General features: G+C 40.0%; 15 protein-coding genes. 6 read left to right on the forward strand and 9 right to left on the reverse strand.

Annotation, left to right across the window (positions count from 1 at the left end; translation table 11 throughout):
* Window positions 1–118: 118 nt before the first annotated feature.
* Together FHK88_RS10320 and FHK88_RS10325 are read right to left on the reverse strand one after the other, a co-directional pair.
* Window positions 119–1,849 (reverse strand): glutamine--tRNA ligase/YqeY domain fusion protein, encoded by a 1,731-nt coding sequence (locus tag FHK88_RS10320; protein ID WP_227430668.1) that lies wholly within the window; start codon window positions 1,847–1,849, stop codon window positions 119–121.
* Window positions 1,850–2,057: 208 nt separating this feature from the next.
* Window positions 2,058–2,432 (reverse strand): hypothetical protein, encoded by a 375-nt coding sequence (locus tag FHK88_RS10325; RefSeq protein WP_227430669.1) that lies wholly within the window; start codon window positions 2,430–2,432, stop codon window positions 2,058–2,060.
* A 263-nt stretch (window positions 2,433–2,695) separates the two neighbouring features.
* Between FHK88_RS10325 and FHK88_RS10330 the strand changes: the two genes are divergently transcribed.
* A complete protein-coding gene (locus FHK88_RS10330; RefSeq protein ID WP_227430670.1) occupies window positions 2,696–3,208 on the forward strand; it encodes a peptidylprolyl isomerase in 513 nt (170 codons plus the stop codon).
* A 27-nt stretch (window positions 3,209–3,235) separates the two neighbouring features.
* Window positions 3,236–4,150 carry a UDP-2,3-diacylglucosamine diphosphatase gene (locus FHK88_RS10335; RefSeq protein ID WP_227430671.1) on the forward strand — a complete coding sequence of 305 codons (915 nt, stop codon included), beginning with the start codon at window positions 3,236–3,238 and terminating at the stop codon, window positions 4,148–4,150.
* Window positions 4,151–4,166: 16 nt separating this feature from the next.
* Here FHK88_RS10335 and orn read toward each other — a convergent pair whose 3' ends face one another.
* Complete coding sequence (gene orn, locus FHK88_RS10340; protein WP_227430672.1) at window positions 4,167–4,757, reverse strand: oligoribonuclease; 591 nt, start codon at window positions 4,755–4,757, stop codon at window positions 4,167–4,169.
* A 278-nt stretch (window positions 4,758–5,035) separates the two neighbouring features.
* Here orn and rsgA point away from each other — a divergent pair, with 278 nt between their 5' ends.
* The 4 genes from rsgA to secB all read left to right on the forward strand — a co-directional run bounded on the left by rsgA (window position 5,036) and on the right by secB (window position 7,724).
* Entirely contained in the window at window positions 5,036–6,145 is a 1,110-nt protein-coding gene (gene rsgA / locus FHK88_RS10345; protein ID WP_227430673.1) for a ribosome small subunit-dependent GTPase A, read from the forward strand.
* Window positions 6,146–6,286: 141 nt separating this feature from the next.
* On the forward strand, window positions 6,287–6,709 hold the full coding sequence (locus FHK88_RS10350; protein WP_227430860.1) for a rhodanese-like domain-containing protein: 423 nt from the start codon (window positions 6,287–6,289) through the stop codon (window positions 6,707–6,709).
* Window positions 6,710–6,894: 185 nt separating this feature from the next.
* Window positions 6,895–7,158, forward strand: a complete 264-nt coding sequence (gene grxC, locus FHK88_RS10355; protein WP_227430674.1) for a glutaredoxin 3 — start codon at window positions 6,895–6,897, stop codon at window positions 7,156–7,158.
* A 110-nt stretch (window positions 7,159–7,268) separates the two neighbouring features.
* Window positions 7,269–7,724 (forward strand): protein-export chaperone SecB, encoded by a 456-nt coding sequence (secB, locus tag FHK88_RS10360; RefSeq protein ID WP_227430675.1) that lies wholly within the window; start codon window positions 7,269–7,271, stop codon window positions 7,722–7,724.
* Between the two features lie 44 nt (window positions 7,725–7,768).
* Here secB and FHK88_RS10365 read toward each other — a convergent pair whose 3' ends face one another.
* The 6 genes from FHK88_RS10365 to FHK88_RS10390 form a co-directional block, all read right to left on the reverse strand.
* Window positions 7,769–8,317 carry an alpha-ketoglutarate-dependent dioxygenase AlkB gene (locus FHK88_RS10365; protein WP_227430676.1) on the reverse strand — a complete coding sequence of 183 codons (549 nt, stop codon included), beginning with the start codon at window positions 8,315–8,317 and terminating at the stop codon, window positions 7,769–7,771.
* Between the two features lie 99 nt (window positions 8,318–8,416).
* The gene (gene adk / locus FHK88_RS10370; RefSeq protein WP_227430861.1) at window positions 8,417–9,067 is read right to left on the reverse strand and encodes an adenylate kinase; all 651 of its coding nucleotides are present in this window, start codon (window positions 9,065–9,067) and stop codon (window positions 8,417–8,419) included.
* Window positions 9,068–9,174: 107 nt separating this feature from the next.
* A complete protein-coding gene (gene ccmI, locus FHK88_RS10375; RefSeq protein WP_227430677.1) occupies window positions 9,175–10,452 on the reverse strand; it encodes a c-type cytochrome biogenesis protein CcmI in 1,278 nt (425 codons plus the stop codon).
* On the reverse strand, window positions 10,452–11,063 hold the full coding sequence (locus FHK88_RS10380) for a cytochrome c-type biogenesis protein CcmH (protein ID WP_413680503.1): 612 nt from the start codon (window positions 11,061–11,063) through the stop codon (window positions 10,452–10,454). The genes ccmI and FHK88_RS10380 overlap by 1 nt, the downstream gene beginning before the upstream one ends.
* Window positions 11,064–11,080: 17 nt before the next feature.
* Window positions 11,081–11,671: a DsbE family thiol:disulfide interchange protein gene (locus FHK88_RS10385; protein ID WP_227430678.1), complete on the reverse strand. Its 591-nt coding sequence runs from the start codon at window positions 11,669–11,671 to the stop codon at window positions 11,081–11,083.
* Window positions 11,664–13,730, reverse strand: a complete 2,067-nt coding sequence (locus FHK88_RS10390; protein ID WP_227430679.1) for a heme lyase CcmF/NrfE family subunit — start codon at window positions 13,728–13,730, stop codon at window positions 11,664–11,666. Before FHK88_RS10390 ends, FHK88_RS10385 begins: the two co-directional genes overlap by 8 nt.
* Between the last annotated feature and the right edge of the window lie 41 nt (window positions 13,731–13,771).

The following is a 13,771-nucleotide window of genomic DNA, read 5'->3' on the forward strand; positions in this document are numbered from 1 at the left end:
TATAAAATAGCACATAACCTAGAAGTTTTTGTTCTAGCTAAAGCCATTGATAAAAAAATATCCTGCCATCAAATTTGATAACAGGATATCTCTATAACCTCTAAATACTGCCTAATATCTAAGCAGGCTTAAAGCTATCTCGCAAGCTAACTATCTGATTAAACATAGGCTTATCGTTGCTATGCTCTTCACTATCAGCAATAAAGTAGCCCTCACGCTCAAACTGGAAACGAGTACCTGCGTCCGCATTGGCAAGTGACGGCTCAATCACTGCATCCAGCACCGTTAATGAGTTTTCATTTAACGCCTCATGCACATCATTGGCACTGCTTGGGTCATCAATGGCAAATAAATGCTCATACAAACGCACCGTCGCAGGCACACCCAAACTTGCCGATACCCAATGGATTACCCCTTTTACCTTACGGTCTTCAGGATTTTTACCCAATGTGGTTGGGTCGATGGTCGCTTTTAGCTCAACCACATTGCCCGCCTCATCAGTTACATGCTCAGTCACCGCCAGTACATAAGTATTACGCAAGCGGATTTCTGGCTTTTCAGGTGACAAGCGTTTGTAGCCTTTGGGTGGCTCAAGCTCATAGTCGCTTTGGTCAATATAAATAGTTTCGGTAAACGGGATTTCTCGTTCCCCCATATCAACATTGGGGTGGCAAGGTTGTGTTAGCCATAATGCTTGATTGTCCTCGTCCCAACGTGCATTGACACTATCAGATTTTTGATTTTCCCAATCTTGCAGAGCTTCACTAAAGTTAGTAATGGTCACTTTTAACGGCTTTAACACCGCCATACCACGAGCAGTCGTGGTTTCTAATGACTGCCGGATACTAAACTCTAGCAAGCGAAAATCGACCACACCATCAGATTTTGCCACACCAACACGCTCACAAAAATCACGTAAGCCCTCTGGGGTATAGCCTCGACGACGCATACCGGCAATGGTCGGCATACGTGGGTCGTCCCAACCACTAACAATACCTTCATCAACAAGCTGTTTTAGCTTACGTTTACTGGTCAAGGTATGGTCAACATTCAGACGGCTAAACTCATATTGGTGCGGTGGCACATCAAAACCGACTTTTTCAACCACCCAATCATAAAATGGGCGATGGTCTTCAAATTCTAGTGTACAAATTGAATGGGTAATACCTTCAATAGCGTCCGATAAAGGGTGTGCATAATCATACATCGGATAAATGCACCATTTATCGCCCGTTTGGTGGTGCGATTGGTGCATCACCCGATAAATAACAGGGTCACGCATGTTCATATTTGGGCTTACCATGTCAATTTTGGCACGCAATACCGCTTCACCCTCAGCATATTTACCATTTTTCATGTCATCAAAGCGTTGTAAGTTCTCCTCAACGCTGGCATCACGCTGTGGTGAAGGCTTACCAACTTCGCCAAATGAACCACGATTATCACGAATCTGCTCAGGCGTTTGCAAGTCCACATACGCATCGCCTTGCTTAATAAGCTTAACCGCCCATTCATGCAACTGGTCAAAATAAGCAGAGGCATGGCGAGCTTCTCCTGCCCATTCAAAGCCAAGCCACTGCACATCTTTTTCAATATTATCTATATAGTCTTGTTTTTCAGCGGTAGGGTTGGTGTCATCAAAACGTAGATGGCAAATACCATCAAACTCTTCGGCAACACCAAAGTTTAGACAGATCGACTTTACATGCCCCAAATGCAGATAGCCATTGGGCTCAGGCGGAAAACGGGTAACAATTTGTGAATACTTTTGTTCTGCCAAATCCTCACGGATAATATGACGAATAAAGTCATTTTTTTCATTACTGTTACTATTTTTTGTATCGCTCATTAAATAAAAGCTCCTAATATTAATCAAACTTAAATGTTTGAAACAAATTATCTTTACGCCCTGCTTGAAAATCAATGTCTATATCATAACCCATAAACATATCACATAAGGTATGTTTATGGGTTATCTACAAGGTTGTAGTTGAGTGCCGTGCAATTTACAAAGCTAAATTGCTAACTTACACTCAATGTTGTTACACCTGATACTGCTACACCCAACGCTGTACTGATTCCGCAGTATCCATCGGATTGGTATTAAAGCAAATTTTAGCTTGTGGGGCATATTCATGCACCGCATTGACCACTTTTTCAAACACTAAAAAGTGAGGCTCTGGCAGACGCACGCCAGCCCCAATTAGTACGCAATCATAAGGGGTTTGTTTCATTGCATCAACCACTGTGTCATAAGCTGTTTGTGGCGAATGAATAAACAAAATCTCAGCATCATAGCCCAATTCATTAAGTTGTTGACGGTCTTTTTCTAGTTGGGCGATTAGTTTTTCAGCCGTTAGATTAGGGATTTTGCTAAAATCAATCGCATCTGGGTGCCAGCCGATAAATACTACTTTTTTTGCATTACTCATGATTATTCCTCTTTATGTTTCGCTATTTAATTTTAGTTTAATGTTGGTTTAATGTTTATTTCATTACTTTGACCAGTTATTGATATTTTATCCTAAGTTATAAAGCCATCATAAGTTGGTCACTGTTATTCTATCAGGTTTGCCCCACTCTGTAACAGCCTGATACATGACAGAGCCGAAAAAAATCGTTAGACTAGGGGCTGTTTGTAGTTAAAATCTTATGGGTTGAACCCATTTACCACTGATAAAAGTAAGGAAAAATTATGGTTGATATGCCAGTTGTTGAGTTAGACACCAATTATGGTGCGATTACCATCGAACTAAATGAAGAAAAAGCTCCAAAAACGGTGGAAAACTTTTTAAACTATGTCAAATCGGGTCATTATGACGGTACGATTTTTCACCGCGTTATTGATGGCTTTATGATTCAAGGCGGTGGTATGGACGCTGATATGAATGAAAAAGCGACCAATGCCCCCATCGAAAACGAAGCTGATAATGGTCTAAGCAATGATGTTGGTACCATTGCCATGGCTCGTACCCAAGATCCACATTCTGCCACCAGCCAATTTTTTATTAACGTTAAAGACAATGGCTTTTTAAACCATTCTGGCAAAAATTTACAAGGTTGGGGCTATACCGTCTTTGGTAAAGTTACCAATGGCATGGACGTGGTTAATAAAATCAAAGGTGTACCAACTGGACGTTACGGCATGCACGCCGATGTACCAAAAGAGCCTGTGGTAATTAATCACGCTAAGATTATTAGTGAATAATCTATTAGCAATTAATATTTATGTTAAATGAATAGCTTTGCTAATTATAATCATCTGCTTACTACCCGTCCGCATGATATTAGACAGGTGATAATCAGTGATTTACATTTATCTAATAATGAGCCTGCCCAACGTGTTTTGGTGCAGGCTTTTTTGGCATTGCTTGATGACTTATTAGTTCTGCCAAACTTAACTACCTTATATATTTTGGGAGATTGGTTTGATGCTTGGGTTGGTGATGATGTGTATTTAAGCCTAACTGATGAGCAAAAACAATCACATTGGCTGACGCCGATTGTGAGTAAACTAAAGCAGTTGCGTATTGCAGGCTGTCAAATTTTTGTGATGCATGGCAATCGGGATTTTTTAATCGGGCAAAGTTTTTGTAGTATCTTTGGTGGGCAGTTGATACGTGAACCTTATCATTTACAAGTCGGTGAGTATTGCTATCGGCTAGAGCATGGTGATGCACTTTGCACCGATGACAAACGCTATCAACGCTTTCGTAAATTAATGCGTCACCCTTTAGTGCAGTGGTATTTACTGCGTAAGCCGTTATACAAACGCCTTGAGCTTGCCGAAAAGCTACGCTTAAAAAGTCAAGCTGACAATGCCAAAAAGGCAACTTATATCATGGACGTTAATGAGCAAGCGGTTTGCCAAGCGGTCAATAATATTAACGATATTAATGGCAACGATGTTAATGACATTAACCATCTTATTCATGGGCATACGCACCGCCCTGCCATTCATACTATTGATGATGATAATAAGAATGCTCAAAAAAACAAACGGCGTTATGTTTTAGGGGATTGGCGGGTACACAATGTGGGCAGTTCACGCCAATTTGTGGAGGCGGTAATTGGCGTAGTGATTGAAACGGATACTGATGACAATCCAACATCACATAGTGAATTTGAATTAGTAAGGTTTACTTATTAACACCAAAACAAACTTACTACTTCTCCATCAACTTAAAAAAATGCTCTCGATAATGCTTTAACTCACGAATAGAGTCACGAATGTCGTCCATTGCTAAATGACTGCTGTTTTTCTCAAAGCTTTGCATGATATCGGGTCGCCAACGGAAACACAGCTCTTTAATAGACGACACATCTAAGTTGCGATAATGGAAAAACTTCTCTAATTCTGGCATTTGCCGAGCCAAAAATCGGCGGTCTTGGCAAATTGAATTACCACACATTGGCGAGCGTCCTGCGTCCACCCATTTATTTAAAAAAGCAATGGTTTCTTGCTCCGCCTGTGCCAAAGTCACATTACTACGGCGAACTCGGTCAATCAAACCTGACTCACCATGCTGTTTGGTGTTCCAGTCGTCCATACCATTAAGCTTTTGGTCAGATACTTTGATAGCAAATACAGGACCTTCCGCCAACACATTTAAGTCCTCATCTGTAATAATCGTGGCAATTTCGATAATGTCATCGGTTTGCGTATCAAGCCCTGTCATTTCCAAATCAATCCATATCAGCCCTTTTTTGCCCTGATTTTTAATTTTTACTTTGTTGGGGTGGTCATGACTTGCCATAAATAGTCCTAATTTTATTAAAGTTACTTATATTCGCTTACTAATTTAATGCGTAATAACGCTTTAGGGCTATATGTTAACAAATTTTCACGCTACACTTATGTTTTTATCAACATAAATTTTCTTAGCTACCTTTTATAGTTAATCTAATATAATTTCACCACAAGGCAACCGAGTGAAGATAGTACACGTAGTACATCGAGTGAGGTTAACACTGTGGTGGATTTATAGTAGGCAGACTATACTTTTTAACGCTTTATATTTGACAATAGGATATTATGGCATTAATTCGACAACGCAAACTCTCCAAACAACAAATTCGCCGTATTGAAAAGCAACAACAAGCCCATCAAGACGATAATACCAATGATTTAATTGATGGCGTGGTCATCGCCCATTATGGCAAACAGCTTGAAGTGCAAGTCACCAGCCTGCCTGCCGAGCAACCACAAAAACCAAGCGTTGCCGATGGTGAACCCGAACCCTTTTGGCAACCCATTGAACTGCATGATATTTGGCGGTGTCACGCCCGCACCAACCTACCCATGCTTGCTACAGGCGATAATGTACGCTGGATTGCTGACCCTAATACAGGTCTGGGACGTATTGAATCGGTACAGCCACGCCGTTCACTAATTTCCCGTCCTGACCGCTATCATAAACTTAAACCCGTTGCCTCCAATGTCGATATTTTAGCCATTGTTTTTGCTCCGCTACCCTTACCTGCTCCTAGCCTAATTGACCGTTATTTGGTGGTCTGTCACCATGCTGAAGTGACGCCATTATTGGTGCTAAATAAAGCCGATTTATTATCACTAGAGCCACACAAAGAAGTTGCTAATCTGCTCACCGAGTATCAACAACTTGGCTATGACACAGTATTAACTTCAGTCGATTGCCCTGAAACGGTTAAAACCATCAACGATATCAAACAACAAGGCTTGCAAGACTTAGAGCATAAAATCAAAAATAAAATGGTCATCTTTGCAGGACAGTCAGGTGTTGGTAAAAGTAGCTTAATCAATGCCTTATTGCCAGATTCTGAGCAAAGCGTCAATGTCATCTCCACCAATTCAAAGTTGGGTCAGCACACCACCACCACCAGTCGATTACTGCCATTTGTTAATGATGATTTAAGTCAAGGCGGTATTGTTGACACCCCCGGTATTCGTGAATATGGCATTTGGCATTTAACGCCCGATGATATTTTGGCAGGATTTATTGAGCTTGCCCCGCTTGCAGGACTTTGTAAGTTTCGAGACTGCAAACATACCTCAAACAGCAAAGGCTGTGCGTTATGGCAAGCGGTGGCAGATGGTGAAGTATTACAACGACGGGTTGAGAGTTTAGTTACCTTGCAAGAAGAGGCAGATACCCAGCATTATTAATATAGACGAAGAATATTATTAGCATGACATGCTAACAAGGTGAGTGGGTGCAATTTATTGGGCTTATCGGTATAATGGCGACTTATCAAATAGCCTTAGGTTTGGAGAAAGATTTTGGATTTTAGTCGTTGGTTTGAATTTATGGGTAATCACCCATTTTTATTTGGCATCTTAGGTGTATTGATATTTTTATTTTTTACCCTAGAAAACAAGCGCAGTGGTAAAAAGGTATCTCCTAACACCTTAGGACAAATGGTCAACTCTCAAAATGCTCAGCTTATTGATATTCGAGCAAAAAAGAAGTTTGAGACAGGATATATCCAAGGCAGTCGTAATATTCCACTCACTCAATTTAAAGACCACTTAGAAGAAGTACGTGCCATTACTGACCCAATCATTATCATCTGTGATATGGGACTACATTCTAGCGCTGCTGTACAACTTATTGGCAAAGACAATGTATTTCGCTTAGATGGCGGTATTGGTGGATGGCAAGCGGCAGGACTACCTTTATCTGGTACTAAAAGCAAAGTTGTTGATGGCAAAGCAAAAGCCAAAAAATAATCCAAAATAAAGTTAAACTGCTGTTGAATTGTATTGTAATATCCCCATATTAATGGCATCAGTATTCCAATATTTAATGACAATGATATTTAGGCTTATAATGATAAGCATTTCCACTTTATGATGAGTTGCTATATATAATATATGACTCAACATCATATAATACTAAGATATAAGGAATCCTTATGACTGCTCTTGTGAAAGTTTATACCACTCCTATTTGCCCATACTGCTCAAATGCCAAACAGTTATTAAAGTCAAAAAATGTAGAATTTGAAGAAATTGGCATGCATGATATGAGCCGTGAAGACCGTATGGCTTTAATGCAAAAAACTAATAACTACCGTACTGTGCCACAAATTTTTATTGGTGAAACGTTTGTCGGTGGTTTTGATGATCTCAACAAGTTAAATCAAGAAGGTAAACTTGATGAGATGTTAAACGGCTAATCATCTGTTTGACTTTGTTACTAAGTGTTTATCAATAAACGCTTTATTATTAAGACACATAATTTTTTAATTTTTCAATAATTGAAAGACTAATACAAAGGAGTATTATCATGGCTGAAGAACAAGCCCAAGCTCAACCACAACTAGCCCTAGAACGTATTTATGTAAAAGATATGTCACTTGAAGTACCAGGTGCACAAGTTTTTACTAGAGAATGGAAGCCAGAGCTAGATATTAACCTATCTACCAATGCAGAAAAACTTGATGATGATCATTATCAAATCGTTTTGACTGTCAGCGTGAATGCAACCAATGCTGGTGAAAGTGCCTTTATTGCTGAAGTTCATCAAGCAGGTATTTTCTTATTACAAAATATCCCTGAAGAGCAATTACCACAAATTCTAGGCGCTTACTGCCCGAACGTTCTATTCCCTTATGCACGCGAAGTCATCAGCGACATCGTAACTCGTGGTAGCTTCCCACAGTTACTACTTGCGCCTGTTAACTTTGACCAAGCATTTGCACAAAGCCAACAGCAACAAGCTGATGGACAAGGTAACGCTTAATATTTAATATATTGATGCAAACCTTGTATTACATAAAGAGCCGCTCAGATTTGAGCGGTTTTTTTATTTATTTGTCGAAAGGTCAAACTAATACGCCCTTTATCTGTTTCACATTTTGGTATGGCATGTAACCAGTGCTGTTGTACACTGTCATCCATATAGAGAAGACTTCCAGACGTTAATAACTGCTGGTATGTGTGTGTATTATCTTGTTTATATTTAAAACACATTTCTCGTGTTGCTCCAAGCGAAACAATAGCTACACCTGTACCACAGGCTAACTGGCTAGTGTCATCTGAATGATATCCCATCTTACTATTGCCATTTAAGTAATAATTTAATAAGCAATTATTAATATCCAATTCTAATAACTCTGATATTGTAGATGCTATTTGTCTTATTTTTGTAGGCATCTCTATTATGTTGTATGTCATACCAGAATAAAAGTAAGGCACTCCAAAACTGGCAGTATATCTTGTTGCCATTTGTTTATTCCAATCAGTCTGTGCTATCAAATATAAAAATAACTCTTCTGCTGATTGAGTATCCAAAAAATCATGATAAAACTTAATATTTGGTATCACATCATTCATTGTGTTTCTCCACAATAAAACTGTTATCTATACTTCAAATTAAAGCAAAAAGCCCTGTTAAAAAACAGGGCTTCTACAACAATAATTCTTCAAAATAATTTATTTTAAAGCAGAAAGCACTTGCTCTTTAACAGTATCAATGGCTTGTGTACCATCAAACTTATGATATTGTGGGGCATTATCACCTTCTTGTGCCTTTTCTTGATAAAAGCCAACCAGAGTTGAAGTTTGCTTATGATAAGTTGCTAAGCGATCACGAATGGTCTCTTCTTTATCATCATCACGTTGAACCAATGGCTCACCTGTCACATCATCAATGCCTTCTTGCTTTGGTGGATTGTGCTCAATATGATAAACACGTCCAGAAGCTGGGTGTGAACGACGACCAGATAGACGCTTCACTATTTCATCATCAGGAACACTAATTTCTACCACATGGTTAATCTCAACGCCAGCATCTGCTAATGCTTGTGCTTGAGGAATGGTACGTGGAAAACCATCAAAGATACAACCATTAGCACAGTCAGGCTTAGCAATGCGCTCTTTTACTAGGTTAATAATCAAATCGTCAGAGACTAGTCCACCTGCATTCATAATTCCTTCTGCTTGGCGACCTAACTCACTACCTTCCTTGATTGCAGCTCGCAGCATATCTCCTGTTGATATCTGAGGAATATCAAACGCTTGAGAGATAAACTGTGCCTGAGTGCCTTTGCCTGCACCTGGGGGACCGAGCAAAATTATACGCATCATAATAGTATGTCCTTTTGTGTAATGAATCATTAATAAAAAAGTTAAGGTATAAAGCCAAAAGTAGTAAATATTAAGCTAAAAAAACTTATTATTACCAACCAACATTATGGAACTTGTTGGTTTATCTCGATATTAATTTGATTTTCTGTATCTTGCAAGGGTACAGGGTTTGCTGACAAGTCACCTGACTGTGTCATTGCCTGTCCACTACTACTAATACGTGCTGATACTACCAGCGATTTTTCTTGAGAGATTGCATTCGTCAAATCATGCCCAGACATCATAGCATCTTGGTCACTTACTTGGATAGAAATATTACCTTGCTCAAGTTGTGTTACTGGGATACGTTTTACTGCATATGGCGCACCACCACTCACGTCACGTATTGTAACAAACAATATATCATTTGGTTTGATTAATGGTAGCAGATTGGTGTTAACCGTCACATTAACCATAATATGTTTTTGTGATTGTGCTGCTTGTTGCTGTCCACGAATGGTTGCACTCAGCTCATCCAAGCTAGCCAATGCAGAGCTATGGTCTCCTGGCTTAGATGCAATATTCTCTTTAAGCTTGCGTACCCACGCTTGTGCTACCTCATAGTTTCCAGCACGTGCTTCACCCATTGCCATCAGCATTTGAGCGCCTTGATGCTCAGGATGGCGTATTAAGACATCTTGTAAGACTTTATAGCTATTCGGATCAAGCATACCACCATTTACAAAGAAACTGGTCTGTGCATAAGCAGTCGCAATGTCATCATTTTCAGGCTCTAAACGATGTGCACGTGATAACGCCTCTAGTGCCTGTTCATTTGCCTGTAGTGATAAAAATAACTCTGATAAGCGCATCCAACGGCTAGCATCTTGAGGGTTACGATGTACATTTGTTTGCATGGCAGATATTAAAGCAACACTATCTTGCGTTGCCCATTCTGGTGGCATATCTATTTTTGATGTTAATAAATCATCAGCAACCTGACCCACACTATCTTGGGCTTGCCATAATTTATAGACTGGTGTTCTATCTGAAACCAACATATAACCAATCGCCATCAGCATTGGCAACCAAATTAAAACAATAATACGGCTTTTTTTACTTGCTGATGTTAAGCTACTATCTTTCTCATTACTTGCCTGTAACAACTGACGCTCTAGCTCTGTTTTTTGCGTCTGATAACTGCTGGCACTCATTGCTCCTGCATTATAATCTGCTGACAATTCAGCCAAGCGATCTTTAAACACTTCAATATTGAGCTTAATCAAATGGTTATCTGCATTCTTTTTAAGTCGCAACCATGGGAATAACACCACCACTGCCAATATGATACTCAGCGTCACAGCCAATGTAATAAATAACCAGAAGGTTGATAATACTGCCATTATTTATCTCCCCTACTCGTATCAATATTTGTCTTGTCCTGTGGCGGTGATACGTCATCATCATAAGTCGATAACAGCTCTTTTAATTGCTGTGCTTCTTCTTTACTTAAAGACGATGCAGACTGCTGCTCTTGAGTCTCATCTGTCATGATAGCAGTTGCATCGACTGTCTCAGAATTTTCGATATCCTGTGCCGATATCGTTTGTTGTGAGGCTAAGCGCTGTGCATAATGTTGACGCTTTGTTTTCCACAGCCAACCAACAATTAAAAATAACAACAGTATTGGCGGAAAAAACCATAGTATCCAAGTTGAAGGACGTACTGGTGGTTTATAGCTAATAAAGTCGCCATAGCGGTCGTACATATACTCACGAATCTGAGCATCTGTCTGCCCTGCCTTCACCATCTCATAAGTTTTTTGTTTTAAATCTTGTGCAATGGGGGCATCAGAGCCAGCCAAATTTTGATTTTGACATTTTGGACAGCGAAACTCATCAATCAATCCACGATACTGTGCCTCTTGTTGAGGTGAGTCAAATTCATAAACATCTATCGCAGCCATACTCATATTAGAAGAAACTGAGGCAACCGCTATCATTACTGCTAACATCATCATACGAACTGATTTCATTGACACACCTCAGCGATTACCGTTTCTTCTGCTTCATTGTCTAACGCACTCATACATGGCTGAATCCTACTTTGCCAGTTATCTGCATTAATTTCACCGACAATATGCTGACGAATATTGCCTGTCTTATCAACAATAAAGGTTTCTGGCGCACCCGTTAGCCCCAAGTCAATAGCAAAGCCACCTGATAAATCTTGAATTGACAGTAAGAAGGGGTCACCACGCTCATTTAAATAACTCAATGCATTACCAAGTTCATCTTTATAGTTCACACCAACAATTGGTACACCCTGCTCATGCAGTTGCATCAAATAAGGATGCTCAACTTTACAAGTGGGACACCACGAGCCCCAAATATTTAATAAAAAAGGCTGCTTAGGTAAATTACTATTAGTCACTGTCTGTTCAGTATCTGATAACAATGGCAAACTAAAATCTGGCACAGGCTTATTAAGTGCATTACTTGGTATGACCTCAGTTGGTTTTCCTAAACGGAAAAACAACATCACTATAAATGCCAAAAACATAATAAAGGGAATTAAAAACCATAACTTAACTTGTGATTTTTTCATAACAGGTTTAGACATGGGTAACTCCTGACTTGGTTGTACTGAGTGACTGTGCATCATTCATATTGCGTTGAGGACATTTTCTAAGCGAAGTAATACGGTAGCGCTTATCAAACAGACACAATAAGCTACCAAATGCCATCACCAACGAGCCTAACCACAGCCATCTTACTAACGGCTTCACATAAATACGCACTGCCCATTTACTATCTGAGGCATCACTTGGTGTACTTTGTGACCCAATAGTAGTATCACTACTAATTGGCTCACCAAGTGCAATATAAACATCTCTGAGCAAGCTGGCATCAATAGCAGCTTCTGTCATTGGCATTTGACTAACAACATAGTGACGTTTTTCTGGATATAATGTGGTAACAAATTTACCATCATGAGTGACTTTCACTTCAGCTTGTGTTGCATCATAGTTACTACCACGCACTTGTCGAAACTCTCGCAACTCAAACTGATACACACTTGTACCCATATCAACATCAACGATATCACCCACTGACATTGCCACATCTTTTTCAATACTTAGCTGACTGGTAACACCCACGCCAATAGCCACTATCAACACACCAACATGGGCAACTTGCATGCCCCAATAACTCATAGACAGCTTTTTCAAGCCTTGCCAACGTGATGATGCATTTTTAGTTTTATCGACCACATCATATACCAACCAACCAAGCACCCAAAAACTTAAAATCAATGTAATAAATATCTGTAAATAGACACTTTGGGTCATAAAATAAGACACAATCCCTGCAAGAACAGCACTACTCATAGTAATAACCATGATAGGGCCTAAGAATGGGCGCTTATCTTTTTTCCAACGAATATTGGCACCCATACCCAGCACTAATAATAGTAGCCATGTTAATGGTACAAACAATGCATTAAAATATGGAGGTCCAACAGAAACCTGACCCAAATCAAACGAGTCAGCAATAATTGGGTATAACGTACCCAACAACACCACCAATGTTGCAATTAAAATAATAATATTATTAATCACCAGCAGTGTTTCACGAGACTTTAACTGATAATGACTCTCTACTGTCAAACGCCATCCTCGGATAGCAAACAATAACAACCCACTACCAATAACCACACCAAGAATCATTAAGATTGCCAAACCACGAGTTGGGTCAGCCGCAAAGGAATGTACTGAGGTAATCACCCCAGAGCGTACCAAAAATGTTCCTAACAGACTTAGAGCGAAAGTAAAGATTGCCAGCATGATAGTCCATGCCTTAAATACACCCCGCTTTTCTGTCACTGCTAAAGAGTGTATCAATGCAGTACCAGCCAACCATGGCATCAGTGACGCATTTTCTACAGGGTCCCAAAACCACCAACCACCCCAGCCTAACTCATAGTATGCCCACCATGAGCCCAAAGCGATACCCAGTGTTAAAAATCCCCATGCAGCCAATGCCCAAGGTCTAGACCATCGTGTCCATACAGCATCCAATCTGCCTGCCCACAACGCAGCAATACAAAATGCAAATGGTACTGCCATACCCACATAGCCCATATATAGCATAGGGGGGTGAATAATTAGGCCTGGGTCTTGTAACACAGGATTTAAATCTGCCCCATCAATTGGTATATTTGGCAAGGTGCGATCAAATGGTGAAGAGGTAAAAATTAACATCATCAACATCATCAATTGTACTGCGGCCAAAACAACCAACACCCTAGCACGCATTGATAATGGCAACCCTCGGCTAAACCATGACACCAAAGCACACCATGCTGCCAAAATGGTTAACCATAACAACAGTGACCCTTCATGACCACCCCATGTCGCTGACAACTTATAATACCAAGGCAACAATGTATTAGAATGCTGGGTCACATACAGCAAGCTAAAATCATTGTAATAAAAGCCTGCCATCAACGCACAAAAAGAGCATAGCATCGCCAAAAACTGCGCCCATGCCAAGCTGGGTGCTAATCTTTGTAGTGCTATCTGATGACGCATCACACCCCAAGTGGGTAATGCAACTTGCATAATTGCCAACATCATCGCAGCAACCAATGCAAAATATCCTAACTCAGTGATTAACATGACCCACTACCCTTTTCTGCCCTAGCTGTATAACACACTAA

This window comes from Psychrobacter sp. I-STPA6b, assembly GCF_020662265.1.
GTDB lineage: Bacteria > Pseudomonadota > Gammaproteobacteria > Pseudomonadales > Moraxellaceae > Psychrobacter.

Coding starts and splice junctions, on each gene's coding strand:
- FHK88_RS10320 (WP_227430668.1), bottom strand. CDS start 1,849: ATGAGCGATACAAAAAATAGTAACAGTAATGAAAAAAATGACTTTATT.
- FHK88_RS10325 (WP_227430669.1), bottom strand. CDS start 2,432: ATGAGTAATGCAAAAAAAGTAGTATTTATCGGCTGGCACCCAGATGCG.
- FHK88_RS10330 (WP_227430670.1), top strand. CDS start 2,696: ATGGTTGATATGCCAGTTGTTGAGTTAGACACCAATTATGGTGCGATT.
- FHK88_RS10335 (WP_227430671.1), top strand. CDS start 3,236: ATGAATAGCTTTGCTAATTATAATCATCTGCTTACTACCCGTCCGCAT.
- orn (WP_227430672.1), bottom strand. CDS start 4,757: ATGGCAAGTCATGACCACCCCAACAAAGTAAAAATTAAAAATCAGGGC.
- rsgA (WP_227430673.1), top strand. CDS start 5,036: ATGGCATTAATTCGACAACGCAAACTCTCCAAACAACAAATTCGCCGT.
- FHK88_RS10350 (WP_227430860.1), top strand. CDS start 6,287: ATGGGTAATCACCCATTTTTATTTGGCATCTTAGGTGTATTGATATTT.
- grxC (WP_227430674.1), top strand. CDS start 6,895: ATGACTGCTCTTGTGAAAGTTTATACCACTCCTATTTGCCCATACTGC.
- secB (WP_227430675.1), top strand. CDS start 7,269: ATGGCTGAAGAACAAGCCCAAGCTCAACCACAACTAGCCCTAGAACGT.
- FHK88_RS10365 (WP_227430676.1), bottom strand. CDS start 8,317: ATGAATGATGTGATACCAAATATTAAGTTTTATCATGATTTTTTGGAT.
- adk (WP_227430861.1), bottom strand. CDS start 9,067: ATGCGTATAATTTTGCTCGGTCCCCCAGGTGCAGGCAAAGGCACTCAG.
- ccmI (WP_227430677.1), bottom strand. CDS start 10,452: ATGGCAGTATTATCAACCTTCTGGTTATTTATTACATTGGCTGTGACG.
- FHK88_RS10380 (WP_413680503.1), bottom strand. CDS start 11,063: ATGTTAGCAGTAATGATAGCGGTTGCCTCAGTTTCTTCTAATATGAGT.
- FHK88_RS10385 (WP_227430678.1), bottom strand. CDS start 11,671: ATGTCTAAACCTGTTATGAAAAAATCACAAGTTAAGTTATGGTTTTTA.
- FHK88_RS10390 (WP_227430679.1), bottom strand. CDS start 13,730: ATGTTAATCACTGAGTTAGGATATTTTGCATTGGTTGCTGCGATGATG.